A 26770-nucleotide genomic window follows, 5' to 3' on the forward strand; every position below is an offset into this window, starting at 1 on the left:
ATGGCGAACAGGGTAAGGCCGGCGGGGTGGGGACCCAAGCCGGAAAGTCGGGGATGTCCACTGGCTGGAGCCCCGGCATGCCGTCCATGAGGCCGCAGGCCGATGCCGCGCCGGTGTTCGACCGTCACGGCCGCATCAAGGCCGGTACGGTGGTCACCGCCGATTTCGACGCTTCGCTGGTGGATTACCGCGACACGCTGGGCTTGACGGTGGTGGAGGCGGGGGCCGTCCCGTCCGACCTGGCGGCCTCCTGGGGCGCCCCCGCCGCCGGCGGCGCCCGCATGGCCCTGTTGGCGCCCGTCAGTGGCAACGGCTGCTTCCTGCGCCTGGTCGAGGGGGCGCCGGTTCCGGGCTACCGTCCGGCCCGAAGTTTCGGCTGGGCCGCGTTCGAAATCACGGTGGCGGACGTCTTCGCCCTGCACGCCCGGCTGGCGGACAGCGGTTTCACCGTCATCGGCCCGCCCAAGAAGGTGGCGGGATTCAACAATTTCATTCCCATGCAGGTCGTCGGGCGCGGCGGCGAAATCCTGTACCTGAACCAGGTGCTGGAGGATATGGCCGACCTGGACCTGCCGCTGGCGGCGGCACCGGTGGATGTCATCTTCATCGCCGTGCAGGCCGCGTCCGACCGGGCCGCCACCCTGGCCTTCCAGCGCCAAGCGCTGGGGCTGGAGGAGGGCGGCACCTTCGCCATCCCCTACGGCGTGATCAACAACGCCTTCGGCTTGCCCGCCGACCATCGCAGCACCCTGACGATGACCAAGGTGGGGCGCCTGCCGGTGGCGGAGATCGACCAGTATCCCCCGGACGCGACGGCCCGGCCCCGGCCTGCCGGTGGACTGCCGCCGGGCAACGCCGTCATCAGCCTGGGCGTGGACCGGTTGGATCGGGTGGCCGCCCCCCTGCTGGCCCCCGCCACGGTTCACCCTGGCCCCTTGTACGCCGGTCGCCGGTCCGCCTGCGTCGCGGGCCCGGACGGCGAGATTTACGAATTGATCGAAATGGGAGAAGTCGGCAATGCGTGAGACGCGGACGGGTGAGTTCCGGCAGGGATGGACGGTGCTTCTGGCCGCCACCCTGGGGACCATGTGCGGCGCGTCGCCGCTGCCGTACAACACCATCGGCTCGCTGATGCAGCCCCTGATGCGCGAGTTCGGCTGGAACGCGGGCGACATCATGAACGGCATCATGTGCTACGGCCTGACCGGCTGCGTCTTCGCGCCCATCGTCGGCGCGTTGGCCGACCGCTATGGCGCGCGCATCGTCGCCCTGTGGTCCTTGTTCGCCTTCGCGCTGACCTTCGCCGCCCTCAGCCTGACCCGGTCGCTGACATGGTTCTACGCCTGTTACCTGTTGATCGGCATCGTCGGTGTGGGCTCCACCCCCGTCACCTGGTCGCGCGCCATCAATTTGTGGTTCAGCCGAAACCGGGGCCTGGCGCTGGGCATCATGCTCACCGGCACCGGCTTGGCCGCCTTCATTCTGCCGGTCACCACCGTGTTCCTGATCAAGAGCTGGGGCTGGCGCTGGACCTACGCCCTGCTGGCCCTGTTCCCCCTGGCCTTGGCCTTGCCGGTCGCCTGGGCCTTCATGCGGGAGCCCGCCGCCGCCGCGGTCTCCCCCGGCACCGACGCGCCGCCCCCCGTCAAGACCGGCCTGACCCTGGCCCAGGCGGTCCGCCTGCCCCGCTTCTGGATCATGATGGTGGCCTTCCTGATGGTGTCGGTCGCCTATGGCGGCTTTCACACCAACCTGCAGAACATGATGCGGCTCAAAGGGTTGAGCAGCGAGGCCGGCGCCCTGATCGCTGGCGGCGTCGGTCTGGCCATCATCGTCGGCCGCCTGGGCACCGGGCTGCTGGTCGACCGGGTGTGGGCGCCGGCTGCGGCCGTGCCCCTGCTGTCCATGCCGGCCATCGCCTGCGCCATCTTCATGAGCGACACCACCTCGATCTGGCTCATCGGGCTGGCCGCCATCCTGCTGGGCGGGGCCGCCGGGGCCGAGACCGACTTCATCTCCTACTTGGCCGGCCGGCATTTCGGCATGGCCTATTACGGCCGCATCTACGGCATGCTGTACGCCGTCTTCGCCGGCGGCGCCGCGGCGTCGGCCCCGATTTACGGCTATGTCTTCGCCGCGCACGGCAGCTACACGCCCATCCTGGCCATCGCGGCGGCCATGTTCGTGGGCGGTTCCCTGCTGCTGTTGCTGACGGGCCGTTACCCCACCTCCTTCCCGGTCGTCCGGGCCGCCTAACCGTCAGAAAGGGTTCGTTCCATGTCCAGCCGCATCATCGCCCTGTTCAACCTGAAGCCGGGGGTCAGCGTCGCCGACTACGAGGCCTGGGCCAAAGCGCAGGACATCCCTACCGTCAATGGCCTGGCGTCCATCGACAGCTTCGAGGTGTTCCGCGTCACCGGCCTGTTCGGCGGCGGCCAGCCGCCCTACCAGTATGTCGAGGTGCTGGACATCAGCGACATGGCGGCGTTCGGCCAGGATATCGCCACCGCCCGCATGCAGGAGATCGCGGCCCAGTTCCAGGCCATGGCCGATGTCCTCTTCCTGACCACGGACAAGCTGGGCTGAATCAACTGCCGCCGGCCTCTTGGGCGGCCCAGAGGCCGGCGGTGGCGTCCGCCGCCCCGGCCATGGCCAGGCAGGCGTCGGCCAGCTTCTGGTGGGCGCCTTCCAGGCCGGCGAAGGCCAGGCAGCGCCGGGCCTTTTCCAGGTGTTCCTCCCGCGTCAGCGGCCAGGCGGGGGCGCCGAACTGCACCGTCACCTCCTGCGACAGCGCGCGGCCGTCGGTCAGCAGCGCCTCCGCCCGCGCCGGCACGAAGGCAGCCGGGTCGGGATTGCCGTCGCTTTCAACGCTGATGCGGCTGGCCAGTTGGGCGATGGTGGGATCGTTCAGCCGCTCCGCCGTGAAGTCGGACAGGTCGACCGTCCCTCGCGTCAGGACCACCGCCCCCAAATACGGGAAGCACAGCCGGGCGTAGGCGGGCGTCATGTCGGGGACCAGAGGGCGCCCCACCAGCCGCACGATCAGGGGCGGCGCCCGGTAGGTCAGCGTTTCCAGGTTCAGGGCGTGCAGGCCATGCTGGTGCATCAGCCGCTGCGTGGCCACGATGGCGCCGTGCGCGGCGCGGCCGGTGGGGAAAGGCTTCCAGCTCACCTGCTCGATACGGTGCGGGCCGGCCAGGCCCTCCATCAGGCGCTGGATGTCGTGGCTGCTTTCGAACAGGGTCAGGTAGCCGTAGGGCCCGTCGATCGAGGCGCTGGGGCCCGGCAGGCCGGCCAGGGCCAGGTCGATGGCCTGCACCGCCGACCGGGCGGCACCCGCGATCTGCAGCGGCAGGGTGGCCTTGCCCTCCACATGCGCCTGCATCGTGCCCGAGGCATAGGCGAGGGCCAGGCCCAGGGCGTCCAAGGCCTCGCCGCGCGGCATCTTCCGCAGGCGGGCCAGTGCCGCCACGCAACCGAAGATGCCGGCGGTGGCCGGGCGGAAGAACTTGACGGGTGAGGTGGCGGCGACGCCCAGCCCGGCGGCGACGTCCACGCCCGCGACCAGGGCGGTCAGCAGCCGTTGGCCGTCATAGGGGCCGCTGCGGTCAGCCTCCGCCAGCAGGGCGGACAGGATGGTGGCCAGGGGGTGGACCACCGCCGGCTCATGCACGCAGTCGAACTCCTGCGCATGAATCTGGAAGGCGTTCAGAAAGGCGGCGCTGGACGGCGGCAGGCGCAACCCCGGCCGGCCCAGGACCCGGGCGCCCTCCTTCCCGGCGGGCAGTCCCCAGGACCGCACCGCCGTCATCACCTCATTGGCATAGGGCGCCCGGCGCCCGGCGATACCCACCACCACGCTGTCGTGCAGGAAGGTGGCGGCGGCCGTGCGGGTGCTGTCGGAAAGCGTCTCCCACTCCAGCGCCAGGGCGTGGTCGATCAACAGCTCGGCGGCGTTCGTCATGGCATGCCCCCTGGTTTGGGAAAGACGCTTAAGGTCTTCTAAAGGGCATAATAGTATGCCAATATACCAATATCAATATTCTATGGGCGGGGCCTACGGGGGCAGGGGTGAGCATGTCGATAATTCCGGGGCGTGACACGCCGTTTGATGCCGTTGTCCCCCTGTTGGTCGTTGGCGGCGGCGCGTGCGGCTTGGTGGCGGCCCTGGCGGCGCGCGATGCCGGCGTGGATGTCGTGGTGTTGGAACGGGACCCCATGCCCCAGGGCAGCACATCGATGTCGCTGGGCGCGCTCTGCGCCTCCGGCTCGGCGGAACAGCGCCGCCACGGGGTGGATGACGGCGCCGACCGTTTCTTCGCCGACGTCATGGCCAAGACGGGTGGCGCCGCCGATCCGGTGCTGGCCCGCCTGGTGGGCGCGCGGTCCGGCCCCACGCTGGACTGGCTGTCGGACCGCCACGGGGTGCCGCTGCTGCTGGAAACGGGCTGGAAGCCGGCCTTCGGCCACAGCGTCATGCGCATGCACGTCACCCCGGGCCGGACGGGCCAGGATCTGATGCAACGCCTGCTGCTGGCGTGCGAGGCCGCCGGTGTCGACATCCTGACGGACGCGCATGTCACCGACCTGCACGCCGAGGGCGACCGTGTCACCGGCGTGCGGCTGCGCCGCCCTGACGGCAGTGTCGAGGATATCGGCTGCCAGGCCCTGGTCCTGGCGACCTGCGGCTTCGGCGGCAATGCGGAGATGGTGCGGCGGCACATCCCCGCCATGGCGGACGCGCCCTATTTCGGGTGGGAGGGTAATCGGGGTGAGGGTATCGCCTGGGGGCAGGCGCTGGGCGCCGCCTTGGCCGACATGGACGCCTACCAGGGCCTGGGGCTGCTGGCCTCCCCCGCCGCCATCGACGTCAACCCGCGCTTCCTGATCGAGGGCGGCATCCAGGTCAACCGCCACGGCGCCCGCTTCGCGCATGAGCTGGAGGACGTGTCGGGCGCCGGCGCCCGCGTCATCGCCCAGCCGGACGGCCTGGCCTGGGTGATCTATGACCAGCGCATCCACGACAGCTGCGCCAGCCTGCCGCAATATGTGGCGCTGCGCGAGGCGGGCGGGGCTCGCCAGGCGGCCACAGCGGAGGCGTTGGCGGCGCAGGCCGGCATCGACCCGGCTGGTCTGGCGGCCACGCTGGGCCAGGTCGCGGCCCATGTCGAAAGCGGCGAGGCCGATCCGTTCGGCCGGCGCTTCACCGGCCCAGCGCTGTCAGCACCCTATTACGCCATCCGCGTCACCGGCGCCCTGTTCCACACCCAGGGGGGGCTGGTGGTGGACTCCGACGCGCGGGTGCAACGGGCCACGGGTGGGCCTCTGCCCAACCTGTTCGCCGGCGGTGGTGCCGCGCGCAGCATCGGCGGCCCCGGCCCGTCCGGCTATCTGCCGGGCGCCGGCCTGTGCATGGCCGTGACGCTGGGGCGGGTGGCGGGCGAGGCGGCGGCCAGGCTGGTCACAGCATCTTGAACGAACGGGAACTAAGGGGGGAATCATGCAGCAGCAGGGACAGGGCCGCTTCGCCGGCAAGGTGGCGGTGGTCACGGGCGCGGGGCGCCGCCAGGGCTTGGGTGAGGCCATCGCCCGCAGGCTGGCGTCCGATGGTGCCGCGGTCGTCCTGTCGGACATTGGCCGCGCCACGGATGCCACCACGCCGGACGGCATGATCGGCGCCACCTCCGAACTTCAGGCGGTGGCGGCCGCCATCGCCGCCGACACCGGCGCGCGTGTCGAGACCGTCACCTGCGATGTGCGGGACATGGCGCAGATGCGGGCCCTGGCGGCGTTCGCCGTCGACCGCCTGGGGGGCCTGGACTTCTGGATCAACAACGCCGGCATCGGCTATCTGATGAAGCCCTTGCTGGAGACCGAGGCTGCGGAATGGCAGGCGGTCATCGACGTCAACCTGACGGGCTGCTTCAACGGGCTGAAGGCGGCGGCGGAGATCATGGTGCCGGCCGGGCGGGGTGGCCGCGTCGTCAACATCGCCAGCCAGGCGGCCAAGTCGGGCTTTCCCTTCGCGGCGGCCTATTGCTCGTCCAAGCATGGCCTGGTCGGGCTGGTGCGCTCCGCCGCCATTGAGCTGGGACGCTACGGCATCACCGTCAACAACGTCTGCCCCAACCACGTCACCACGGGGTTGGGCGCCTGGCAGAACGAGTATTTCTCTAAGCAGCTGGGCCTGACGCTGGAGCAATATCTGGACGCCATGAAGGGCCGCATTCCCATGGGCCGGCCGGGCCTGCCGCAGGACACGGCCAACGCCGTCGCCTTCCTCTGCTCCGACGAGGCGGTCTACATCACGGCGGAAAGCATGAACGTGTCGGGGGGTGAGGAACCGCACTGAGCGGTTCCGGGGCGCCGGCCGATCGACGCTGGCCGGCGCCTTCCGTCACCCTTCGGATTTCCAGCCGCCGATCGCCTTGCGGCCTGAGCGCATGTGGTACTTGAAGCGGTCCGGCCGGTAGTTGGCGTGAATGATCTGCACGCCCCGTCCGCTCTTGTCCCGGACCACCCGTTCCACCCGCAGGACGGGGGCGCCGGGCGCCATTTCCAGCGCGGCGGCCACCGGCGGCTCGGCGGCCACGGCGGTGATCCACTGTTCCGCCTCATGCGGGGCGAAGCCGATGCGCTCCAGCGACACCAGGGTGGGGACCGTCTCCATGTCCGTGCGGCTGATGCCGGCCGCGATGTCCAGCGGCATGAACTGCACGATGTAGGAGAAGGGCTCGCCCGCCAGCTTGCGCAGGCGCACCACCCGCTGCACCGGCGTCCCCGCTTCCACATCCAGCAGGGCGGCGATGGCCGGCGGCGACCCCGGCTCGGTGATGTCCAGCACCTCGACCTCGGTTTCGAGGCCCATGGTCTTCAGGCTTTCGATCAAATTGTCGAAGCTGCCGTGAACCTGGGGCAGCGTCGCCGATGCCGTCACCACCGTGCCCCGTCCGCGATGGCGGCTGACCAGGTCGTGCGCCGCCAATTCGTTCAGCGAGCGCTTCACGGTGATGCGGGACACGTTGAACAGCTTGGCCAGTTCCTGCTCCCCCGGCATGACCGAGTTCGCCGGGAACTCCCCATTGCGGATCTTCTCCCGCAGGACGAGGAAAATCTGGTGGTACAGCGGCGTGGGCGCCGTGTGGTCCAACTGGTCCGGGGTCAGTCCTGTGTCGGCTGGGGAATGGTCCATGTATCCCGTCGGCTGCGGTTTGGTGGCGAGGTTGTTTTTGGCCAAGGAGCTTTAGGGCAAACGGCGCCCGATGCAAGGGGCGCCGTTTGTCGCGGCCTTCAACCAGGGGTTATGTCGTCAGGGCTGACGCTACCACATCCCGGGCGTTTCAGCACGTTGGCCAGGCTGTCCCGCAGCGCCTTGACGCGATAGGGCAGGCCGCTGACATAGGGGCGGACGGTCAGGGTCAGCAGGCGTGGGCTGGACTGGGCCGCCGCCTCGGCCAACAGCCAATCGGCCGCGTCCGATACTTGCGTCACCCATTCCTGTTCCGGCCGCGCATGGGTGATCAGGATCTGCCAGTCGTCCAGCTCGTTGGACAGGGGCAGGGCCGTCAGGTCGCCCGCCTCGGTATGGAAGGCGGTGGGCAGGTCGTCGTGGGCCCAGTCCGCGAACCAGCGGATGCCGGCGGCGGCTAGGCGTGCCGGGGTCTGGAAGCCCTCCGCCCGCGCCGGGCTGATCCAACCGTCCGGGCGTCGGCCGGTGACCGCCGACAGCGCGTCCAGGGTGCGGTCGATATATGAACGCTCTAGATCCGCCGGCAGGGCGGAATGGTGCAGGCTGTCCGTGTCCCAGCCATGGGCACAGACGGCGTGGCCATCCGCCACCACATCGCGCACCAGGGCGGGGTAGCGCTCCGCCACCGCGCCTTGGATGGCGAAGGTGGCCCGCAGCCCCAGCTTGCCGAACAGGGTCAGCAGGCGGTAGGCGCCGACGCGGTTGCCGTAGTCGCGAGTCGTGTAGTGCCGCAGGTCGGGATAGGGGGTCTGCATGGCCCCCGGCGCCTTGAAGGGCTGCCCCGATGGATTCAGGGGGAAGAATTCCAGCGGGACCACGACCCACAGGCCCAGCGTGCGGTCGCCTGGCAGCCGGATGGCCGGCCGTTCAGGCAGGGGGGCGGCCGGGTAATGGGCATGGTCCGGCCCGGCATGGCGGTGCGGATAGGTGAGGTAGCTTTCCGGCAGGGTGCTCATGAACGGTCCCCCTGGGCCTGGCCCGATGGCGCGGGGTTGAAGCCTGTGCCGGGGCGGGCGCAGCCGCGCGCCTCTATGTCCGCCAGCGTCTGGTCGTAATGGGACGACAGATAGAACTGCGCGATGTCCTTGGCCGTGGTGACCCAGACATCGTCGCGGTGGCCGGTGATGTAGCGCAGGGCCTCGCGGAAGGGGCCGATGCGGTGGGGGTGCGCCACCAGATAGGCGTGCAGCGGAATGCACATGACGGTTCCCGTCTCCGCCCCTTCCTCCAGCAACTGGTCGAAATGGCGCATCAGGGTGTCGGCGTAGGCGCGCGGGCTCTGGTGATAGACGCCATAGGTGATGACGTCGTTGACCTCCAGGCTGTAGGGCATGGAAATCAGGCGCTTGTCGCCCTTCACCTTCAGGGGCTGCGGCTGGTCGTCCTGGAACAGGTCGCAGCTGTACCAGAAATCGTATTCGGCCAGCAGGTCCAGCGTCCGCTCGGTGTGCGTCAGGGCCGGGGCCAGATACCCCCGGATGCGCTGGCCGGTCGCGTCCTGCACCGACCGGATGCTGTCCTCGATCACCGCGCGCTCCTGCGCCTCGGTCATGCCGTAGGAATAGCGGGTGTTGTAGATGCCGTGGCTGAAGAACTCCCAGTCCCGGTCGACGCAGGCGCGGATGATCTCCGGATGGTGGTCCAGCATGGCGACCGACAGGCTGACGCTGCCGCGCACGCCGCACTCATCCATCACATCCATCATGCGCCAATGGCCCACGCGGTTGCCCCAGTCGCGGGCGGAATAGGGCACCACATCCGGATGCGGGCGCCCCCAGGGCTTGCGCGAGGGGTTGCCCGGCGGGTCCAGCTCATAAAACTCGATATTGGGCGCGACCCAGAACGCCACCTTCTTGCCGCCGGGCCAGGTGATCTTGGGCCGGTCGCGGTAGGGCCAGAAATCATAAAGATTGGGATCGCCGTGCATGGGGGGCTCCCGGCTCAAGAGGGGAATGGGAAGGGGGTCAGGTCCGCAGCGCCGCCAGATGGGCGTCGACCTCCGCCACCGCCACCACGTCCGCGTATTTCAGCAGCAGGTCGGTCAGGTTGGCGTAGTGATAGGACTCGTGCTTGTCGGCCACGCACTCTTCCGGGACGATGGTGCGATAGCCGTGCGACAGGCTGTCCACCGCCGTGGCGCGCACGCAGCCCGAGGTGCTGCCGCCGGTCACCACCACCGTGTCGATCTTGTGCCACACCAGATAGCTGGCCAGCGGGCTTTCGAAGAAGGCCGACGGCATGCGCTTGTCATAGACCAGGTCCACCGCCGCATCGATCTCCGCCCGGGGGTCGAAGGCGTGGCGGTCGCTGTCGCGGCGGATGTTCTGCAGGCTGTCCGGCGTGTTGGTGCGCGTGCCCCAGACACCGGCGTCCCCGCCATCGGCCTTGTAGGCCACCCGCGTCCAGATGACGGGGAAGCCGGCCGCCCGGGCGGCGGCGCTGATGCGGTTCACATGGGCGATCTGGTCGGGGTCGGTGACGTAGGCGGTCTTGGGGAACAGGTCGGGCCGGGTGTAGGCCTGCTGGAAATCGACGTTGACGATGGCCAGCCGCTGCCCGAAGCCGAACTTGGCGCGTGCGGGGTTGGCCCTGACCTGTTCGAAAATCTCCCGCGCGGTCTTTTGCTCGCGCACCATGGTCGGTTCAAAGCGCATACTGCCGTCCCCTTCTCAGCCCGTTCTTTATTGATATATCTTTATGCCTTTCTAAGGCATTGCCGGCGCTGACTCAACCCCGAAACGACGTTTCCTCGTGGGGTGTCGCGGTTGGCTTCACTCCACGTCCGTCCGTTCGCGGGTATAGCTGGTGACGTAGGCGAAGCGGCCGGCCGGATGCACCGTCTCCGTCGCCAGGAACAGGCGGCCGGGGGCGTCGCGGTACTGGCGCTGGGTATGCAACGCGGCGTCCCCCGCCGGTGCGCCCAGCAACTGCGCCAGCAGCGGCGTCAGGGTCATGGCGCTGATGCGCTGGTCCACCCGGTCCGCCACGACGCCGAAGCGGGCCTCGATGGCGCCGGCGACCGAGCTGGCGTTGTCGATCTCGGTGGCCGTGGGGGCGCAATCCTTGCGGATCAGCATGCGGGCCAGCCCCACCGTCTGGGCGCCGCTGCCGCGATAGCCCCGCAATTCCCGCCAATCCTCGGGCGCCAGGTTCAGGGTCGCGGCCAGGCCGTCCGCCGGGGCGACGCCGTAATAGATGATCTTCAGCCGCGCCTCGCCGGCGTACTGCAGCAGATCCTGGAAGCCGCCCAGCGGCTGCACGAACATCGCCGGTCCGGGGCGCGCGCTGACCACGGTGCCGGCGCGCCGGCGGCGAACCACCAGCCCCTCCTGCGTCAGCAGGCGCAGGGCGTCACGCGCGGTGTGGCGCGAAATGTCATGTAGGGCGCAAAGCTCGATTTCCCCCGGCAGCAGGTCGCCCACCTTGTAGGTGCCGTTGCCGATGGCCGCGCGCAGGATCTGCGCCACCTGCCGGTAGCGGGGGGCTTGGCCGGCGGCTGGGCGGGTGGCCGGGCGTTTAGATGTGTTCACCGCATCCTGCTCATTCTATGTCCGCGCCTGCCTGTCGGGCCTCCTCCTGCAGGATGGCGATCAGGTCGGTCGCGGCGACCGAGGAGACGGCCCGCCGGCGCCGCATGGCGACCAGCGGTGTCGTCCAGCGGCCCTGGGCCAGGTCCCGGCCCATCAGGCCGGGGGCGGCGGCCACCAGGGACCGGGGAAGGATGGCCAGCATGTCCGTCGCCTCCAGCACCGAAATGGCGAAGGGCAGGGACGTGGTGCTGATGCGCGGCTGGATGGGTGGAACGCCGGCCTCGCGGAAATGCGCGTCCACCGGTTCGTCCAGCCCCTCGGGCAGCTTGCCGAATATCCACTCGGCGTCCTGCAGGTCGGTGATGGACGTGGCCTGCGACAGCACCGGATTGTCCCGCCGGCCAACGACCAGCCAGCGCTCGTCGCCCAGGGGCGTGACCATGATCTGCGGATCGACGTCGGTGCCACCCGTCGTCACCGCCAGGTCGATCTCCCCCGCCAGCAGCATCCGGACGAACTGCGGCGCCAGTCCGCCGTCAATGCGCAGGTTCAGGCGCGGATAACGCCGCTGCAACCGGATCACGGCGTTGCGGCCCACGCCGGCGGACGGCACCGGGCTCAGCGCCAACGCCAACTGGCTGGTGCTGCGCCCCAGGGCGACATCGACGTCGCGGCGGAAGTGGGACACCTCCGCCAGCACCGTCTGGGCCCTGACGCGCAACGCCTCGCCCATGCGGGTCAGCAGGACGCCCTTGGGCGTGCGCTCCAGCAGGGGCACGCCCAGTTGCTCTTCCAGCCGCGCCAGGCTTTTGGACAGGGCCTGCTGGCTCAGTCCCCGCTTGTGCGCCGCCAGGGTGAAACTGCCGCACTCGGCCACGGCAAGGAAGTATTCGAGGTCGCGCAGTTCCATGGGCACCCGTATCAGAACGGCTTCACCGTGCCCAGGAAGGCCATGGTGATGATGCCAGCCCAGTAGAAGTAAGCCAGCTTGCGCGAGAAAGCCATGAGCGAGGCCAGCCGGTTCTCCAGCTCGGGCGTCGATCCCTCCGTCGCCAGCTTGCGGAAGGCCATGACCCAGTCGCGCATGACGTAGCGCAGGATCAGGCCGATGACCAGCAGGCCGGAGAAGATGGTCGCCTTGGCCGCGTACCAGTGGGCGGTGAACGGCCCGCCGGTGATCAGGCTGTAGACGCCCGTCAGGAACAGCGCCGGGATGACGACGTAGCGGATGGCCTCGTCCGTCTTGGTCAGAAGGATGCCCAGGTCCGTGCCGCGCTTGAAGAAGGCGGTCAGCGCCAGGCCGACCCAGCAGGCCACGAAGATCCACATGCCCACTAGCCAGGGGCCGCCCAGCGGCTGGGTCCCCAGGTTGTAGCCCATGTGCAGGCCCAGCGGCAGCAGCAGGATGATGCCCGTGCGCGGCAGGATGTCGATGCGGTACGCCGTTTCCATGTGGCGGCGGCGCTCATCCAGCGTCAGCGCGGGGTTGGCGATGTTGCGCGCGGCGTTGAACACGCCCCACTCGCCGCCCAGCCAATAGGCCATGGCGATGATGTGCAGCCACCGCAGCAGCAGGTGCTGATCCAAATACATTCCCAGCAATTCCATGACGTGCCTGTACCCTGTCGTCGATGCCCCCGCCTTGCGCGGGGGCTGGTTCTCCGGCGGCGCCGGTGGGGCGAGACCCCTTTATGTCCAGACATATTCGGAATTGGTGCGGCCGGCGGTCCAATCACCGGCGGTAGAATCCGCACAAATGGCGCTTGTGGGTCTTCACATCTTGAGTTTGTGGCAAAGGACAACTGGATGTGGGTACGGGCCCGGTATCCCGATCTACCCTTTCATTGGGCGGCATCGTCATGCCTTCCCCGTCCTCGCAAGAAGGGACGGCGGAACGGCGCCGCCCTGGGGTGGCGATGGCGGGATGGTCATGACGGGCGGGAACGCCCAAGGGACATCCGCATTATGTGGAGGCGATGATTATGGACGGTTCTGCAAAAGCGGTTACCAAGGGGGCGCCGGTGGCGACCCAGGGGAGCTATGACGGCCCGCCGGATTACCGCGTGGTCGGCAAGCACGGCATTTTCCCCAAGCTGACCCATGACGAGGTCGAACGGTTCAATTTCCTGGCGCAGATGAACCGCCACCTGGCCGCGCGGGTGCTTCCGGGCGTCAAGGCGGCGTTCGACACCCGGGTGGAACCGGCCTTCAAGTCCGAACACGGGCGGGATTTCAAGGATCGGCATGAGGTGCGCCGCGCCCTGGCCAAGGATCCCTACTGGCGCCTGTGGTCGGCGCTGCGCCGCTCCACCATGGAGATCCGGCAGCAGGCGGGCCGCTGGGCCACCCTGCGGCAGCGCGAGGAATTGGCGCAGCGCGCCCAGGCGCTGATCGGCGATGACCAGGACCGCTTGGTCCTGGATCCGGCCATGCCGCTGCCGCGCTATATCGCCGCCATCGACCACCACTGCATGCCCGGCAGCTATCACACCGAATATGGGCCCGGCGACGTGGCCAACGCCGCCAACTATGACTCCGGCCTGTTCGCCACCACCGGCGGCATGCTGGGCCGCTACAATGACGGCGGCGGCCAGGCGGTGGTCCAGTGGGTCAAGGCCAACCTGCCGGACTTCAAGCCCAAGCGCATCCTCGACATCGGCTGCGGTCTGGGCCACAACGCGGTGCCCATCGCCCAGGCCTTCCCGGACGCGGAGGTGGTGGCGGTGGACGTGGGCGCGCCCATGCTGCGCTACGGCCTGGCCCGCGCCAAGAGCCTGGGTGTGAACAACATCCGCTTCGTCCAGGCCAACGTGGAAAGCCTGCCGCAGTTCGCCGACGGGGGTTTCGACTGGGTGCAGTCGACGATGTTCCTGCATGAGACCAGCTACGCGTCCATGAAGCGGATCTTCGCCGAATCCTTCCGCCTGCTAGCCCCTGGCGGCTTCGTTCTGCATGTGGAACAACCGCAGTACGCCCCCACCATGCCGTTGTTCGAGCAGGCGATGCGCGATTGGGACGCCTTCTACAACGCGGAACCCTTCTGGACCAAGATGCACGAGGTGGACCTCGACGCCTGGATGGCGGAGGCCGGCTTCCCGGCGGAAACCATCCTGCATGGCGGCGTGATGGCGGTGGTGGACACCACCCTGTTCCCCGACGTGGCCCAGGAAAAGGGCGAGGATTACGGACGCAAGGCCGCCTGGCATGTCGTGGGCGCCCGCAAGGAGGTGGTGTGATGTCGATCCAAGAAGCCCTGGCCCGCGCGTCGGCCAAGCCCACGGGCAAGCGTCCCCGCTTCCTGGAAAGCTGGGAGAATGAGCGCCTGCTGTGCATCACCATGGCGCTGGCCAGCGAACTGTCGGTGACCCGCCTGCGCCTGGACACGCTGGAACGCCTACTGGCCTCCAAAGGCCTGGTTCTGCCGTCCGAGGTGGAGGACTTCGCCCCCAGCAAGGTCGAGGCGGCCGAGCGCGCGCTGTGGCAGCAGGAGTTCCTGGCCCGCATCCTGCGCGTCGTCCAGCAGGAGGAAGAGGCGCTGACCGATCATGACGGCAGCAGCGAGGACATCGCCGAGGAACTGGCCCGCTGACGCGGGACTGCCTGGCGCATGAGGGAAGGGCGCCGGTCCGCGGGGGGATCGGCGCCCTTCTTCTTATGGGCGGCCCGGTCGCGCCTGGCCGCCCCCCGGTTCTCCCCGGGCGGGGGTCAGGCGCCGTAGGCGGAACCGGGAACGTAGCCCTTGGGCAGGCCGGCGTCGGGCGTGAAGCCGTACAGCTCCACCTCCGGCAGGGCGGCGCGCACCACCTGGCGCACGGCCAGCAGGCGCTCCAGGTCGATGCCGGTGTCATAGCCCATGGCCGCCAGCATGAAGGCCAGATCCTCGGTGACGATGTTGCCCGACGCGCCGGGAGCGAAGGGGCAGCCGCCAATCCCCCCCAGCGAGCTGTCGAGGGTGGTGATTCCTTCCTCCAGCGCCGCCAGGGCGTTGGCCAGGCCCAGGCCACGGGTGTTGTGCAAATGCACGCCGGTGCAGGCGGCATCGCCCACCACCCCACGCACGCTGCGGATCAGCCGCCGCACCTGGGCCGGGTTGGCATAGCCCGTGGTGTCGGACAGGCCGACCTCATCGCAGCCGGCGGCCATCAGCGCCTCGGCCAGGGACAGGACCTTGGCCTCGGGCACGATGCCCTCCAGCGTGCAGCCGAAGGCGGTGGACAGGCCGCCCTCCAGCTTGGGCCGGCTTCCCTCGGGCTGTTCCCGGATCAGGGCGGCGATGGCGGCCGTCTCCTCCAGCATCTGCGCGTGGGTGCGGCGCACGTTGCGCAGGCTGTGGGTTTCGCTGACCGACAGCGGGATGGTGATCTTGTGCGCCCCGGTCGCCACGGCGGCCTGCGCACCCTTCAGGTTGGGCACCAGCACCGCCACGGTCAGGCCGGGGATGGTGCGGGCATAGGCGACGATCTCCGCCGTGTCCGCCAGTTGCGGCAGGATCTTGGCGGGGACGAAGGACCCGACCTCGATCTCCCGCACGCCGGCGGCGGCCTCCGCCGCGATCCACGCCTTCTTGGCCTCGGTGGGCATGAGGGCGCTGATGCTTTGCAGGCCGTCGCGCGGTCCCACCTCTGAAATCTCGATGGCCGTGCCGCTCATCGTTCGTATCCTTCGTGCTGCGATCGGGGATCAGCCGGCGGCCAGGCCGCGGGCCAGCAGGTCCGCGACCTCCGCCTCGCCATAGCCCAGGCCGGCCAGCACCTCACGCGTATGCTCACCCGGCTTGGCCAGATCCCGCACCACCCCGGGGCGCTGGCCGTCCAGTTCCACCGGCAGGGCCGGCAGGCGGATGGGCCGGTCATCCGGCAGCGTCAGGTCCAGCAGCCCGCCGGCGGCGTTCAGGTGCGCGTCGTCGAACAGGTCTTCCGGCCGGTTGATAGGGGCGAACGGCAGGCCGATGGCCTCCAGCCGCTGCAACAGGTCGGCCTTGTCGAAGTCCGCGAACAGGGCTTGAACGCGGGGCACCAGGCGGTCGCGGGCCTGCACCCGGCCGGTGTTGCGTGCCAGGGTCTCATCCGCCAGCAAATCTTCCAACCCGAAGGATTTGCAGAAAGCCTGCCACTGCCCGTCCGTCACCACGCCGACGAAGACCTGTTCGCCATCGCGGGTGGTGAACAGGTCATAGATGGCCCAGGCGGAGATGCGGACGGGCATGGGACGGGGGGCGACACCTGTGACCACCTTCTGCGCCATGTGCTGCCCCACCATGAAGACGCAGTTCTCGAACAGGGCGCTTTTCACCGTCTGGCCCCGGCCCAGCTTGCCGCGCTGGATCAGGGCCGCCAGCACGCCGATGACCCCGAACAGCCCGCCCATGACGTCGATCACCGACGAGCCGGCGCGCAACGGCCGGCCCGGCGGGCCGGTCATGTAGGCCAGCCCGCCCATCATCTGCGCCACCTCATCCAGGGCGGCGCGGTGTTCATAGGGCCCCGACAGAAAGCCCTTGGCCGAGCAATAGACCAGGCCGGGGTTCAGGGCGGCCATGGCCGCCTCGCCGAAGCCCAGGGCCTCCATGGCGCCAGGGCGGAAGTTTTCCACCAGCACGTCCGCCTGGGCGATCAGGCGCAGCGCCGCCTCCCGGCCCTCCGGCGACTTCAGGTCCAGGCAGACGCTGCGCTTGTTGCGATTGTACATGGGGAAATAGCCGGCGCCCGACCCCATCAGTCGGCGCGTGTTGTCGCCGGCCATGGGCTCGACCTTCACTACGTCGGCGCCCAGGTCGCCCAGCACCAGGCCGACCGCGGGCCCCATCACCATATGGGTGAACTCGACGACCTTCAGGCCGCTCAGCGGCAGGGCGGCATGGCCGGCCGCGTCGTTAGGGGTCGCGTCGGTGGGGGCCGCTTCATTAGGCATGACAGAACCTCGGCATGATCAAATCCAGGAATGACGGCGCAGATGCTCCGCCTCGAAGGTCAGGATGGCGGGCAGGCGCTTCAGCGTGACGCCGATCGGGTCCAGCCCTTCCAGCAGCATCTGCCGGTCGGCCGGCGGAATGGCGAAGGTCAGCACCTCCCCCGACGGCATGGTCAGGGACAGCGCCTCGAGATCGACGGTCACGGGGCGGGGATCGGCGGCGTTGGCCAGGGCGGCCACGCGTTCCTCCGGCAGGACCAGGGGCAGGATGCCGTTGCGCACGCAGTTGCCTTGGAAGATCGCCCCGAAGGACGGGGCGATGACGCAGCGGACGCCATAGTCCTTCAGGGCCCACACCGCATGCTCGCGCGAGGAGCCGCAGCCGAAGTTGGCGCCGCCGATCAGGATGGGCGCCTTCTCGAAGGGCGGACGGTTCAGGATGAAGTCGGGGTTGGGCACACGGGCAGCCACGTCGCTGTAGCGCCAGTCGGCGAACAAGCCCTCGCCCAGTCCTTCCTTGGACACCCGCTTCATCTCGCGTGAGGGGATGATGGCGTCGGTGTCGATGTTGGGGCGGTACAGGGGGGCGGCCACGCCGGTCAGGCGGATGAACTTCTCCATGGCCTCAAGCCTTTGCCGCTGGGGGAAGCAGGGCTTGCACCCTGGCGTCGGCCAGCCGCCCGGCGATGGCGGAGGCGGCGACGGTGGTCGGACTGGCCAGGTGGGAGCGTGTGCCCGGCCCTTGCCGGTTTTCGAAATTGCGGTTGGTCGTGGTCACCACCCGTTGCGATTGGCCGAAATGCTCGCCGCCGGCGAAGAAGCACATGGAACAGCCGCTTTCGCGCCATTCGAACCCGGCATCCAGGAACACGGTGTGCAGGCCTTCCGCCTCGGCCGCCGCCTTCACCCGCATTGACCCCGGAACGCAGATGGCGCGCACGCCGGGTGCCACCTTGCGGCCGCGCAGCACCTCGGCCGCCGCGCGCAGGTCGGACAGGCGGCTGTTGGTGCAACTGCCGATGAAGGCGCCGTCGATGGGCAGGCCGGCCAGGGATTGTCCCGGCGTCAGGTCCATATAGGCCAGGGCCCGGCGCCAGGCGGTGGCCGCCGTGGCATCGCGCGCCTCCTCCAGCGCGGGTACGCGGCTGTCGATGGGAACGGCGTGCTGGGGGCTGGTGCCCCAGGTGACATAGGGGGCGATGTCGGCGCAGTTGATGACGATCTCGCGGTCGAAGACGGCGTCGTCGTCGCTGCGCAGCTCCGCCCAATCCGCGACGGCCGCCGCCCAGTCGGCCCCCTTGGGGGCGCGCGGGCGGCCGTCGATCCAGGCGAGGGTCTTGGCGTCGGGCGCGCACAGGCCCGTCCAGGCCGCGAACTCCACCGCCATGTTGCACAGCGTCATGCGGCCCTCGATGGACAGGGCGCTGACGGCCGGCCCGCTGAACTCCACGGCGTGGCCGGCGCCGCCGTCGGCGCCGTGCGTGGCGATCAGGTGCAGGATCATGTCCTTCGGCCCCACGCCGGCGCCCAGCGCGCCCTCGAAGCGCACGCGCATCTGCCGGGGCCGGCGTACCACCAGGGTCTGGGTCGCCAGGGCGTGCGCGGCCTCGCTGGAGCCGATGCCCCAGGCCAGCGCGCCCAGGCCGCCCTGGGTGCAGGTGTGGCTGTCGGGGCAGACCACGGTCAGGCCGGGCAGGGCGATGCCCTGCTCGGGCGACACGACATGCACGATGCCCTGGTCGTCCTGGCCGATGTCGAACACATGGATGCCGGCGGCGGCGGCGCCCGCGCGCGTCTCGCGGATGAAGGCCGTGCCGCCGGGCATGACCGTGTCGTCCCCGCGGCCCGGGCGGGTGTCGACGATATGGTCCATGCAGACGAAGGCGCGCCCGGGATGACGCACGGCGCGTCCGGTCTCCGCCAGCTCCTTCAAGGCGATGGAGCCCGTGCGCTCATGCAGCAGCACGCGGTCGACGTACAGCAGATCCGTGCCATCGCCCAGGTCGGCGACACGGTGCCGCGACCATAGCTTCTCAACCAGTGTCGATCCCATTCGCGGTGGTGTTCCAGTCCCTAGCTAATCGGTGTTCCATCAAATGGCATAATGATATACTCTTTATCAACTCCTTCCTTCGGGCTACCTGCAAATGTGCGGATGATCCTGGGGGAAGGTGGGGCGCCACCGCCGGACAGCCGCGCCGTCCGGGGCCAGGGCGCCCTTGAAGCCGGGCCAGTTGACCGCAAAAGCCGTTCCCGTGGGATCGCCATAGCGTCTGAAAACCGCAGGGTGGACAGATCGGCGCTTGGTCCGCGCGGGGGTGCGGGGGCGGGGAATACGGTGGCCCGATCCCGCGGGGGCGCGGCGCGGTCGCGCCCCATCGCGCTAACAACAGTTCGGGGACGACATGGCGTATCGATTGGGTGTAGACGTCGGGGGAACCTTTACCGACCTGCTTTTGCTGGACCAGGGCAGCGGGAATTTCTGGCGGCACAAGACGCCGTCGACGCCGCGCGACAGCTCCGTGGGCATCCTGAACGGTGTCGAGGCGATTTGCGCCAAGGCCGGCATTTCCCCGGCCGACGTCGATTTCTTCCTGCACGGCACCACCGTGGCCACCAACGCCGTGCTGGAGGGCAAGGGAGCCCGCGTCGGCCTGATCGTGACCCAGGGCTATCGCCAGATCATGCAGATCGCCCGCAGCTTCGTGCCGGGTGGCCTGGCGGGCTGGATCGTGTGGCCCAAGCCCTCGCCCCTCGCGGCGCTGGAGGACACGGTCGAGATCCAGGGCCGTATGGACGCCCAGGGCAACGAGGTCAGCCCGGTCGATGACGCCGACATCCGCGCCGCCCTGGAAACGCTGAAGGCGCAGGGCGTGGAAGCGCTGACCGTGTCGCTGATCAACGCCTATCTCAATGGCGCGCATGAGCGGCGCGTGGCCGCCCTGGCGGCGGAAATCCTGCCGGACGTGCCCATCTCGCTCAGCCACGTCGTCCTGCCGGAAATGCAGGAATATGAGCGCACCCTGACCACGGTGGCCAACGCCTCCGTCCGGCCCATCGTCGGCGGCTATGTGCGCAACCTGCGGTCCAAGCTGCGCGACGCCGGCATGGCCGGCTCCCTCTCGCTGCTGCGCTCCGACGGCGGCCTCATGTCATCGGAGAAGTCGGAGGAGCATCCCGTCTCGCTGCTGATGTCGGGTCCCGCCGGCGGCGTGACCGGCGCCCTGTGGGTGGCCAAGAACGCCGGTATCAGGAACATCCTGACGCTGGACGTGGGCGGAACCTCCACCGACGTCGCCCTCATCGAGAACCTGGAGCCGCGGCGCGTGCGCACGACCGAGGTCGGCCACTTGTCGGTGCGCGCCTCCTCGCTGGACGTGAAGACGGTGGGCGCCGGCGGCGGTTCCATCGCCTATGTGCCGGAACTGACCAAGGCGCTGCGCGTCGGCCCGCAGTCGGCCGGCGCCGTGCCGGGCCCGGTGGCCTACGGCAAGGGCGGCACGCTGCCCACCGTGACCGACGCCAACGTCGTGCTGGGATACCTGCCCGAAGCCCTGCTGGGCGGCACCTTCACCCTGGACCGCGAGGGCGCCCGCCGGGCCGTGCAGACCGTCGCCGACGCCCTGGGCATCGGCCTGATGGAAGCGGCGCGCGGCATCATCGACATCGTCAACGAGAACATGTTCGGCGCCCTGCGCATGATCTCGGTGCAGCAGGGGTACGACCCGCGCCACTTCGCCCTGATGGGCTTCGGCGGTGCTGGCCCGCTGCACGTCAACGCGGTGGCCCGCCTCATGGGCAGCTGGCCCGCCGTGTCCCCGGTCAGCCCCGGCGTGCTGTGCGCCCTGGGTGATGCCACCACCCGCATGCGCACCGAGACGGCGCGCAGCTTCTCCCGCCGCCTGATCGACACCGACGAGGCCGAGGTGCTGGCCCTGCTGGCGGAGATGGCGGCCCAGACCAGCGCCGAGCTGGCGGCCGAGGGCATCGCCGCGGCGGACATCACCACCCAGTTCGAACTGGACGTGCGCTATGATGGCCAGGCGTTCGAGGTGCCGCTGTCCATCGACGCCGAGACGTTGACGCGTGACGGCCTGGCCGGCGTCGCCGCCCGCTTCGATGAAGAGCACCACCGCCTGTTCACCTTCAACATGGACAGCCCGCATGAGCTGGTGAACCTGCGCGCCGTGGCGCTGGGCCCCATCCTGGAACTGGAGGCCCATCGCCTGCCGCAGGGCAACGGCGACCCCTCGGCGGCCAAAATCCGTGATCATGAGCTGTGGGCCGACGGCGCCATGCGGCCGGCGGTGATCTATGACCGCGCCAAGCTGCGGGCCGGCGACATCATTCCCGGCCCCGCCATCGTGGTCGAGATGGACTCCACGACGCTCATCGAGCTGGGCTGCGTCGGCCAGGTCGACGCGGTCGGCAACATCCTCATCAATCCGGCCTGACAGGGGGACCGCATCCATGCCCGCAACCATTATCCAGGCCAACGCCGCCCCGTTCAACCCGGTCACCGTCGATCCGGTGACGCTGGAGGTGATTGAGAACGCGCTGCGCAACGCCCGCATCGAGATGGACGCCACCCTGGTGCGGACGGCCATGTCGCCCGGCATCCGCGAACAGGGCGACGCCTTCCCGCTGATCGCCGACCACAAGGGCCGCATGATCGTCGGCCAGTTCGGCAGCTACATCGGCCCCTTCCTCGACGGCTTCGACGGCACGGTGGAGGAAGGGGACATGATCTTCCTGTCCGACCCGTACTCCGTCGGCGGCGCCATCAGCCACAGCAACGACTGGCTGGTGTTGCTGCCCGTGTTCAAGGACGGCCGCCTGCTGGCCTACACCTCCATGTTCGGCCACCAGTCCGACATCGGCGGCATGGTCCCAGGGTCCATGCCCATCGATGCCACCAGCATCTTCCAGGAAGGCGTGCGCATCCCGCCGGTGAAGATCTGGAAAAAGGGCGTCTATAACGAGGATCTGGTGAAGCTGGTGATGCACCAGGTGCGCACGCCGGCCTGGTGCAAGGCCGACCTGAACGCCCTGATCGCCTCCTGCCGCGTGGCCGCCCGCCGCGTGATCGAGATGGCGGAGCGTTTCGGCGACGACGTCTACGTCTCCGCCACCGAAATGCTGCTGGAGCGGAACTACCGCGCCATGAAGCACCTGATCGAAACCTCGGTCAGCGAGGAGCCGGTCAGCTTCCAGGACTATGTCTGCGACGACGGCCTGGGCTTCGGCCCCTATAAGATCAAGTGCACCATGTGGCGTGAGAATGGCCGCGTGATCCTGGATTTCGATGGCACGGACCCGCAGTCCTCCGCGTCCATCAACTTCTTCCTGAACGAAAACATGATGAAGATGTTCTTCGGCATCTACATGATCATGGTTTTCGATCCGCAGATCCTATTCAACGACGGCTATTACGACCTGATCGACGTGCGCATCCCGGAAGGGTCGCTGCTGAAGCCACGCTTCCCGGCGGCGCTGTCGGGCCGCACCCACGCCCTGGGCCGCCTGTTCGACATCCTGGGCGGCCTGCTGGGCCAGAAGACGCCGCAGTTCCTGAACGCGGCCGGCTTCTCCTCCAGCCCGCACCTGTTCTATGCCGGCACCGACAGCCAGGGGAAATGGTTCCAGCTGTTCCAGATCGGCTTCGGCGGCATCCCCGGCCGCCCCATGGGCGACGGCCCGGACGGGCATTCGCTGTGGCCAGGCTTCACCAACGTGCCCAACGAATTCCTGGAGCGGTACTTCCCCCTGCGCATCGAACGTTACGAGACGGTGCCGGACAGCGGTGGGGCGGGCTTGCACCGCGGCGGCAACGGCATCAACATGGTCTATCGCTTCCTGGAACCGGGCGTCATCGCCATCCATGACGACCGCTGGTTCGTTCCGCCCTGGGGCGTCAACGGCGGGGAGCCGGGCGCCCGCGCCCGCAAGCTGCTGGTCAAGGCCGACGGGACGGAGGTCATCCTGGGCAACAAGCTTGAGGAATACCGGGTCGAGGCGGGTGACCAGCTGCACTTCATCACCTGGGGCGGCGGCGGCTGGGGTGACCCGCTGGAGCGCGACCCCGCCCTGCTGGCCAAGGAGCTGCGCCAGGGCCTGGTGACGGTGGACGGCGCCCGCCGTTATGGCGTGGTGCTGGTCGACGGCACGGTTGACGCGGTGGCGACGGAAACCCTGCGGGCGCAGATGCGGGCCGCGCGGGGTGCCACCATCCCCACCTTCAACTTCGGCCCCGATATCGAAACCCTACGCGCCAACTGCCTGGCAGAGACTGGTTTGCCGGCCCCGCGCCAGCCGGTCTGGCATCCGGCCAGCGTCGCTGCGGAATAATCATCCAACCCCGCCGCGCGCGCCTGCGCGGCGGGGTCCTCGCACCCTTTTAACTGCAGAGAAAAATGTCCAATCCCATCCTTCGTGAGAAGCTGGCCTCCGGGAAGTTCTTCGTGGTTCCCGGCGTCCAGGACATGATCGCCACCGTCGTCGCCGACAAGGTCGGCTTCGACGTCATCTACGGCACCGGCTATTGGCTGACCGCGTCGGCCTACGGCCTGCCCGACGCCGGCATCGCCAGCTATACCCAGATGGTGGACCGCATGGCGACTGTCGCCCGGACCAGCAAGGCCGCGCTGATCGCCGACGCCGACACCGGCTACGGCGGACTGCTGAACGTGCATCACACGGTGCGCGGCTATGAGCAGGCAGGCGTCACCGCCATCCAGCTGGAAGACCAGGAATTCCCCAAGAAATGCGGCCACACCCCCTATAAGCGCCTGATCCCGCTGGAGGACATGGTGCAGAAGATCAAGGTGGCCTGCGATGCCCGCGCGGACAAGCGGAACACCTTGATCATCGCCCGCACCGACGCCCGGCAGAGCGAGGGGCTGGACGGCACCCTGCGCCGGCTGGAGGCCTATGCCAAGGCCGGCGCCGACGTGCTGTTCCCCGAGGCACTGACCAGTGAGGAGGAGATGCGCACCGCCTGCGCCACCTTCGACAAGCCGGTGATGGCCAACATGGCCAACGGTGGCCTGACCCCGGTGCCCAACGCCAAGGTGCTGGCGGAGCTGGGCTACGCCTTCGCCATCTACCCGTCCCTGACCAGCCTGGTCGCCGTCGCCGCCATGGAAAAGGCGCTGGTGGATCTGAAGGAACAGGGCGAGGGCGACCCCCAGGGCATCGCCAACTTCAAGGAGTTCTGCTCCATGATCGGGTTCGAGGACGTCTGGGCCTTCGAGGCCAAGTGGGCCCCGCCGGTCTGACCGGCCACCCCGACAAGACGCGGAAGGGAAGGAAAGCCATGGACATCACGGCGGCGATATTGACCCGCTGCGGCGACAACCAGCGCCCCTACGGCGCCCAGGCGCCGCTGTCGCTGAGGACGGTGCAGCTGGACGATCCCCGGCCCGGGGAACTGCTGGTCAGGATCGACGCGGCCGGGATTTGCCATTCCGACCTGTCGGTCATCAACGGCGACCGGCCCCGCCCCATGCCCATGGCCCTGGGGCATGAGGCGGCCGGCACGGTCGTCGCCGTCGGCGATCCGGAGGATACCGGCTTTGCCGCCGGTGACCGGGTGGTCCTGGTCTTCCTGCCGTCCTGCGGCCAATGCCCCGCCTGCGCCGCCGGCCAGGGCTATCTGTGTCCCCAGGGCGCCGCCGCCAATGGCGAGGGGCGGCTGATGCGCGGGGGCCGGCGCCTGTCCTTCCTGGGCCAGCCCATCAACCACCACCTTGGCGTCTCCGCCTTCGCCACCCACGCGGTGGTCGACCGGCGGTCGGCGGTGAAGATCGACGCCGACGTGCCGGTGGAGGTGGCGGCCCTGTTCGGCTGCGCCGTCCTGACCGGCGTGGGCGCCGTCATGAACACCGCCGCCGTGCGGCCGGGCGAAAGCCTGTGCGTCTATGGCCTGGGCGGCGTCGGCTTGGCCGCCCTGCTGGGCGCGCTGGCGGCCGGGGCGCAGCCGGTGACGGCCATCGACCCCTCGCCGGAAAAGCGCGCCCTGGCCCTGGAACTGGGGGCCGCCCAGGCGGTGCCGCCGGAGGCGGCGGGGACGCTGCCCGCCGCCGACGTGGTGATCGAGACGGTGGGCAAGGCGGCCGTGCTGGCCCAGGCCTACGCCGCGGCGCGGCGGGGCGGGCGCGTCGTCACCGTGGGCCTGCCCAACCCATCGGAGATGCTGACCATTCCGGCGGTGTCGCTGGTGGCGGACGGCAAGACGCTGATGGGCAGCTACATGGGCTCGTCCATCCCGGCCCGCGATATCCCGCGCTACATCGCCCTGTGGCGGGCGGGGCGGCTGCCGGTTGACCGGCTGCTGACCTCGGTCAGCCCCCTGGCCCAGGTGAATGAGCTGATGGACGTCCTGGCCGAAGGCAAGGCCGTCCGCCAGATCATCACGCCGTTCTAACCCAAACCCCAGCGGGCGCGCGCCGTCGTCACGGCTTCCCCTGGCCTCGTGCCCTTGACCGCGTGGCGGCCAAGGCCCCCTTCCGGCGTCGACCCGACGCCGGACGCCGGGGAAGACTTGCCGCCTGCACGCCCCCCGATCCTTGCACGCCCCCGACACCGGACGCCGCATTGCCATGACCACGCCTTCCTTCCCCTACACCCATTTCCTCCGCCAGCAGGCCTACATCGCGGGCCAGTGGTGCGATGCCGACAGCGGGCGCACCCTGTCCGTGACCGATCCCGCCACCGGCCAGATGCTGGGCACCGTGCCGGATATGGGGGCTGCGGAGACGGCGCGGGCGGTGGCGGCGGCGGACGCCGCGCGCCATGCTTGGGCCGCGCGCACCGCCGGTGACCGCGCCCGCGTGCTGCGCCGCCTGTATGACCTGATGCTGGCCCACCAGGACGCCCTGGCGGAACTGCTGACGCGGGAACAGGGCAAGCCGCTGGCCGAGGCCAGGGGGGAGATCGCCTACGCCGCCGCCTTCATCGAATGGTTCGCGGAGGAGGGGAAGCGCGCCTATGGCGAGGTCATCCCGCCCCACGCCGCCAACCGCCGCATCGTCTGCCTGAAGCAGCCGGTCGGGGTGGTGGGGGCCATCACGCCGTGGAACTTCCCGGCGGCCATGATCACGCGCAAGCTGGGCCCGGCCCTGGCCGCCGGTTGCGCCATGGTGCTGAAGCCCGCGTCGCAGACGCCGTTCTCCGCCCTGGCGCTGGCCGCGCTGGCGGAAGAGGCCGGCGTGCCGCCGGGGGTGTTCAACGTCGTCACCGGCGGCGCCCGCGCCATTGGCGGCGCCCTGACCGCCGACCCGGTGGTGCGCAAGATCAGCTTCACCGGCTCGACCGAGGTTGGGCGCACCCTGATGCGCCAGTCGGCCGATACCATCAAGCGCCTGTCCCTGGAACTGGGCGGCAACGCGCCCTTCCTGGTGTTCGACGACGCCGATGTCGACGCGGCGGTGGATGGGGCCATCGCGTCCAAGTTCCGCAACGGCGGCCAGACCTGCGTCTGCACCAACCGCTTTTATGTCCAGGCCGGCATCCATGACCGCTTCGTGGACAAGCTGGCCCGCCGCGTGGCCGAGCTGCGCGTGGGCAACGGCCTGGAACCGGGCGTGGAGGTCGGCCCCCTGATCGACGCCGCCGCCGTGGACAAGGTGGCGGAGCATGTCGGCGACGCCGTGGCCAAGGGGGCCCGCGTGGTGGTGGGCGGCGGCCGCCATGCCCTGGGCGGCAGCTACTTCACCCCCACCGTCCTGTCCGGTGTCACCCCCGGGATGCGCCTGACGGAGGAGGAAACCTTCGGCCCCCTGGCCGGCATCGTCCGCTTCCAGGACGAGGCCGACGCCGTGGCCCAGGCCAATGACAGCGCCTACGGCCTGGCCAGCTATGTCTACACCCGCGACATCGGTCGGGTGTGGCGGGTGGCGGAGGCGCTGGAGGCCGGCATGGTCGGCGTCAACACCGGCCTGATCTCGACCGAGGTGGCCCCGTTCGGCGGCGTCAAGCAGTCCGGACTGGGGCGCGAAGGCTCACGCCACGGCCTGGATGACTACCTGGAGGTCAAATACCTCTGCCTGGGCCTGTGAGCGGGGACGGAACGGCGATGCGG

At 69.4% G+C, this 26770-nt stretch carries 24 protein-coding genes; 12 read left to right on the forward strand and 12 right to left on the reverse strand.

The annotated features are described in order from the left end of the window. Positions 1-77: 77 nt before the first annotated feature. Genes FBZ90_RS01080 through FBZ90_RS01090 form a run of 3 tightly spaced genes read left to right on the forward strand, consistent with a single transcriptional unit; the run spans position 78 to position 2586 of the window. Positions 78-1025, forward strand: coding sequence for a VOC family protein (locus FBZ90_RS01080; protein ID WP_211101869.1), 948 nt, complete (start codon positions 78-80; stop codon positions 1023-1025). Then, positions 1018-2256, forward strand: a complete 1239-nt coding sequence (locus tag FBZ90_RS01085; protein WP_145729146.1) for an MFS transporter — start codon at positions 1018-1020, stop codon at positions 2254-2256. Before FBZ90_RS01080 ends, FBZ90_RS01085 begins: the two co-directional genes overlap by 8 nt. A gap of 21 nt (positions 2257-2277) precedes the next feature. Further along, positions 2278-2586: an REDY-like protein HapK gene (locus FBZ90_RS01090; protein WP_145729147.1), complete on the forward strand. Its 309-nt coding sequence runs from the start codon at positions 2278-2280 to the stop codon at positions 2584-2586. Position 2587: 1 nt separating this feature from the next. On the opposite strand, the gene FBZ90_RS01095 is transcribed toward FBZ90_RS01090, so the two are convergent. Then, entirely contained in the window at positions 2588-3964 is a 1377-nt protein-coding gene (locus FBZ90_RS01095) for an MmgE/PrpD family protein (RefSeq protein WP_145729149.1), read from the reverse strand. 113 nt (positions 3965-4077) lie between these two features. Between FBZ90_RS01095 and FBZ90_RS01100 the strand changes: the two genes are divergently transcribed. Both FBZ90_RS01100 and FBZ90_RS01105 read left to right on the forward strand, forming a co-directional pair. Next, the gene (locus FBZ90_RS01100) at positions 4078-5475 is read left to right on the forward strand and encodes an FAD-dependent oxidoreductase (protein WP_145729150.1); all 1398 of its coding nucleotides are present in this window, start codon (positions 4078-4080) and stop codon (positions 5473-5475) included. 25 nt (positions 5476-5500) lie between these two features. Next, positions 5501-6352 carry an SDR family NAD(P)-dependent oxidoreductase gene (locus FBZ90_RS01105; RefSeq protein ID WP_145729152.1) on the forward strand — a complete coding sequence of 284 codons (852 nt, stop codon included), beginning with the start codon at positions 5501-5503 and terminating at the stop codon, positions 6350-6352. Between the two features lie 45 nt (positions 6353-6397). Here the strand turns inward: FBZ90_RS01105 and FBZ90_RS01110 are convergent, their stop codons facing one another. The 7 genes from FBZ90_RS01110 to FBZ90_RS01140 all read right to left on the reverse strand — a co-directional run bounded on the left by FBZ90_RS01110 (position 6398) and on the right by FBZ90_RS01140 (position 12372). Then, the gene (locus tag FBZ90_RS01110; RefSeq protein ID WP_145729154.1) at positions 6398-7192 is read right to left on the reverse strand and encodes a GntR family transcriptional regulator; all 795 of its coding nucleotides are present in this window, start codon (positions 7190-7192) and stop codon (positions 6398-6400) included. A gap of 98 nt (positions 7193-7290) precedes the next feature. Continuing rightward, positions 7291-8205 carry a polysaccharide deacetylase family protein gene (locus tag FBZ90_RS01115; RefSeq protein ID WP_145729155.1) on the reverse strand — a complete coding sequence of 305 codons (915 nt, stop codon included), beginning with the start codon at positions 8203-8205 and terminating at the stop codon, positions 7291-7293. After that, positions 8202-9176, reverse strand: a complete 975-nt coding sequence (locus FBZ90_RS01120) for a polysaccharide deacetylase family protein (protein WP_145729156.1) — start codon at positions 9174-9176, stop codon at positions 8202-8204. The genes FBZ90_RS01115 and FBZ90_RS01120 overlap by 4 nt, the downstream gene beginning before the upstream one ends. 37 nt (positions 9177-9213) lie before the next feature. Continuing rightward, positions 9214-9903 carry an isochorismatase family protein gene (locus FBZ90_RS01125; RefSeq protein ID WP_246130083.1) on the reverse strand — a complete coding sequence of 230 codons (690 nt, stop codon included), beginning with the start codon at positions 9901-9903 and terminating at the stop codon, positions 9214-9216. 117 nt (positions 9904-10020) lie between these two features. Beyond that, positions 10021-10779, reverse strand: a complete 759-nt coding sequence (locus FBZ90_RS01130) for a GntR family transcriptional regulator (protein WP_145729157.1) — start codon at positions 10777-10779, stop codon at positions 10021-10023. Positions 10780-10789: 10 nt separating this feature from the next. Beyond that, a complete protein-coding gene (locus tag FBZ90_RS01135) occupies positions 10790-11689 on the reverse strand; it encodes a LysR family transcriptional regulator (RefSeq protein ID WP_145729158.1) in 900 nt (299 codons plus the stop codon). 11 nt (positions 11690-11700) lie between these two features. Then, positions 11701-12372, reverse strand: coding sequence for a hypothetical protein (locus FBZ90_RS01140; protein ID WP_211101870.1), 672 nt, complete (start codon positions 12370-12372; stop codon positions 11701-11703). 389 nt (positions 12373-12761) lie between these two features. On the opposite strand from FBZ90_RS01140, the gene FBZ90_RS01145 reads away from it, so the two are divergent. Both FBZ90_RS01145 and FBZ90_RS01150 read left to right on the forward strand, forming a co-directional pair. Next, positions 12762-14015, forward strand: a complete 1254-nt coding sequence (locus tag FBZ90_RS01145; protein WP_145729161.1) for a class I SAM-dependent methyltransferase — start codon at positions 12762-12764, stop codon at positions 14013-14015. Further along, positions 14015-14368: a hypothetical protein gene (locus FBZ90_RS01150; RefSeq protein ID WP_145729162.1), complete on the forward strand. Its 354-nt coding sequence runs from the start codon at positions 14015-14017 to the stop codon at positions 14366-14368. The genes FBZ90_RS01145 and FBZ90_RS01150 overlap by 1 nt, the downstream gene beginning before the upstream one ends. Positions 14369-14484: 116 nt before the next feature. Here the strand turns inward: FBZ90_RS01150 and FBZ90_RS01155 are convergent, their stop codons facing one another. From FBZ90_RS01155 to FBZ90_RS01170, 4 genes are read right to left on the reverse strand one after another with little or no spacing between them, the layout of a single operon-like run. Beyond that, complete coding sequence (locus FBZ90_RS01155; RefSeq protein WP_145729163.1) at positions 14485-15429, reverse strand: hydroxymethylglutaryl-CoA lyase; 945 nt, start codon at positions 15427-15429, stop codon at positions 14485-14487. Positions 15430-15459: 30 nt separating this feature from the next. Beyond that, positions 15460-16689: a CaiB/BaiF CoA transferase family protein gene (locus FBZ90_RS01160; protein WP_145729164.1), complete on the reverse strand. Its 1230-nt coding sequence runs from the start codon at positions 16687-16689 to the stop codon at positions 15460-15462. Between the two features lie 18 nt (positions 16690-16707). Beyond that, positions 16708-17310 carry a 3-isopropylmalate dehydratase small subunit gene (gene leuD / locus FBZ90_RS01165; RefSeq protein ID WP_145729165.1) on the reverse strand — a complete coding sequence of 201 codons (603 nt, stop codon included), beginning with the start codon at positions 17308-17310 and terminating at the stop codon, positions 16708-16710. Between the two features lie 4 nt (positions 17311-17314). Further along, positions 17315-18742, reverse strand: a complete 1428-nt coding sequence (locus FBZ90_RS01170) for a 3-isopropylmalate dehydratase large subunit (RefSeq protein WP_145729167.1) — start codon at positions 18740-18742, stop codon at positions 17315-17317. 364 nt (positions 18743-19106) lie between these two features. On the opposite strand from FBZ90_RS01170, the gene FBZ90_RS01175 reads away from it, so the two are divergent. The 5 genes from FBZ90_RS01175 to FBZ90_RS01195 all read left to right on the forward strand — a co-directional run bounded on the left by FBZ90_RS01175 (position 19107) and on the right by FBZ90_RS01195 (position 26747). Further along, a complete protein-coding gene (locus tag FBZ90_RS01175) occupies positions 19107-21143 on the forward strand; it encodes a hydantoinase/oxoprolinase family protein (RefSeq protein WP_211101871.1) in 2037 nt (678 codons plus the stop codon). A gap of 16 nt (positions 21144-21159) precedes the next feature. Then, positions 21160-23037: a hydantoinase B/oxoprolinase family protein gene (locus FBZ90_RS01180; protein ID WP_145729170.1), complete on the forward strand. Its 1878-nt coding sequence runs from the start codon at positions 21160-21162 to the stop codon at positions 23035-23037. Between the two features lie 65 nt (positions 23038-23102). Then, positions 23103-23966, forward strand: a complete 864-nt coding sequence (locus FBZ90_RS01185; RefSeq protein ID WP_145729173.1) for an isocitrate lyase/PEP mutase family protein — start codon at positions 23103-23105, stop codon at positions 23964-23966. A gap of 38 nt (positions 23967-24004) precedes the next feature. Next, the gene (locus tag FBZ90_RS01190; protein WP_145729175.1) at positions 24005-25114 is read left to right on the forward strand and encodes an alcohol dehydrogenase catalytic domain-containing protein; all 1110 of its coding nucleotides are present in this window, start codon (positions 24005-24007) and stop codon (positions 25112-25114) included. Positions 25115-25289: 175 nt separating this feature from the next. Beyond that, positions 25290-26747 (forward strand): NAD-dependent succinate-semialdehyde dehydrogenase, encoded by a 1458-nt coding sequence (locus FBZ90_RS01195; protein WP_145729177.1) that lies wholly within the window; start codon positions 25290-25292, stop codon positions 26745-26747. Positions 26748-26770 lie beyond the last annotated feature (23 nt).

It is taken from the genome of Nitrospirillum pindoramense (assembly GCF_007827955.1).
Taxonomy (GTDB): domain Bacteria; phylum Pseudomonadota; class Alphaproteobacteria; order Azospirillales; family Azospirillaceae; genus Nitrospirillum; species Nitrospirillum amazonense_B.

Coding starts and splice junctions, on each gene's coding strand:
- FBZ90_RS01080 (WP_211101869.1), top strand. CDS start 78: ATGCCGTCCATGAGGCCGCAGGCCGATGCCGCGCCGGTGTTCGACCGT.
- FBZ90_RS01085 (WP_145729146.1), top strand. CDS start 1,018: ATGCGTGAGACGCGGACGGGTGAGTTCCGGCAGGGATGGACGGTGCTT.
- FBZ90_RS01090 (WP_145729147.1), top strand. CDS start 2,278: ATGTCCAGCCGCATCATCGCCCTGTTCAACCTGAAGCCGGGGGTCAGC.
- FBZ90_RS01095 (WP_145729149.1), bottom strand. CDS start 3,964: ATGACGAACGCCGCCGAGCTGTTGATCGACCACGCCCTGGCGCTGGAG.
- FBZ90_RS01100 (WP_145729150.1), top strand. CDS start 4,078: ATGTCGATAATTCCGGGGCGTGACACGCCGTTTGATGCCGTTGTCCCC.
- FBZ90_RS01105 (WP_145729152.1), top strand. CDS start 5,501: ATGCAGCAGCAGGGACAGGGCCGCTTCGCCGGCAAGGTGGCGGTGGTC.
- FBZ90_RS01110 (WP_145729154.1), bottom strand. CDS start 7,192: ATGGACCATTCCCCAGCCGACACAGGACTGACCCCGGACCAGTTGGAC.
- FBZ90_RS01115 (WP_145729155.1), bottom strand. CDS start 8,205: ATGAGCACCCTGCCGGAAAGCTACCTCACCTATCCGCACCGCCATGCC.
- FBZ90_RS01120 (WP_145729156.1), bottom strand. CDS start 9,176: ATGCACGGCGATCCCAATCTTTATGATTTCTGGCCCTACCGCGACCGG.
- FBZ90_RS01125 (WP_246130083.1), bottom strand. CDS start 9,903: ATGCGCTTTGAACCGACCATGGTGCGCGAGCAAAAGACCGCGCGGGAG.
- FBZ90_RS01135 (WP_145729158.1), bottom strand. CDS start 11,689: ATGGAACTGCGCGACCTCGAATACTTCCTTGCCGTGGCCGAGTGCGGC.
- FBZ90_RS01140 (WP_211101870.1), bottom strand. CDS start 12,372: ATGTATTTGGATCAGCACCTGCTGCTGCGGTGGCTGCACATCATCGCC.
- FBZ90_RS01145 (WP_145729161.1), top strand. CDS start 12,762: ATGGACGGTTCTGCAAAAGCGGTTACCAAGGGGGCGCCGGTGGCGACC.
- FBZ90_RS01150 (WP_145729162.1), top strand. CDS start 14,015: ATGTCGATCCAAGAAGCCCTGGCCCGCGCGTCGGCCAAGCCCACGGGC.
- FBZ90_RS01155 (WP_145729163.1), bottom strand. CDS start 15,429: ATGAGCGGCACGGCCATCGAGATTTCAGAGGTGGGACCGCGCGACGGC.
- FBZ90_RS01160 (WP_145729164.1), bottom strand. CDS start 16,689: ATGCCTAATGAAGCGGCCCCCACCGACGCGACCCCTAACGACGCGGCC.
- leuD (WP_145729165.1), bottom strand. CDS start 17,310: ATGGAGAAGTTCATCCGCCTGACCGGCGTGGCCGCCCCCCTGTACCGC.
- FBZ90_RS01170 (WP_145729167.1), bottom strand. CDS start 18,742: ATGGGATCGACACTGGTTGAGAAGCTATGGTCGCGGCACCGTGTCGCC.
- FBZ90_RS01180 (WP_145729170.1), top strand. CDS start 21,160: ATGCCCGCAACCATTATCCAGGCCAACGCCGCCCCGTTCAACCCGGTC.
- FBZ90_RS01185 (WP_145729173.1), top strand. CDS start 23,103: ATGTCCAATCCCATCCTTCGTGAGAAGCTGGCCTCCGGGAAGTTCTTC.
- FBZ90_RS01190 (WP_145729175.1), top strand. CDS start 24,005: ATGGACATCACGGCGGCGATATTGACCCGCTGCGGCGACAACCAGCGC.
- FBZ90_RS01195 (WP_145729177.1), top strand. CDS start 25,290: ATGACCACGCCTTCCTTCCCCTACACCCATTTCCTCCGCCAGCAGGCC.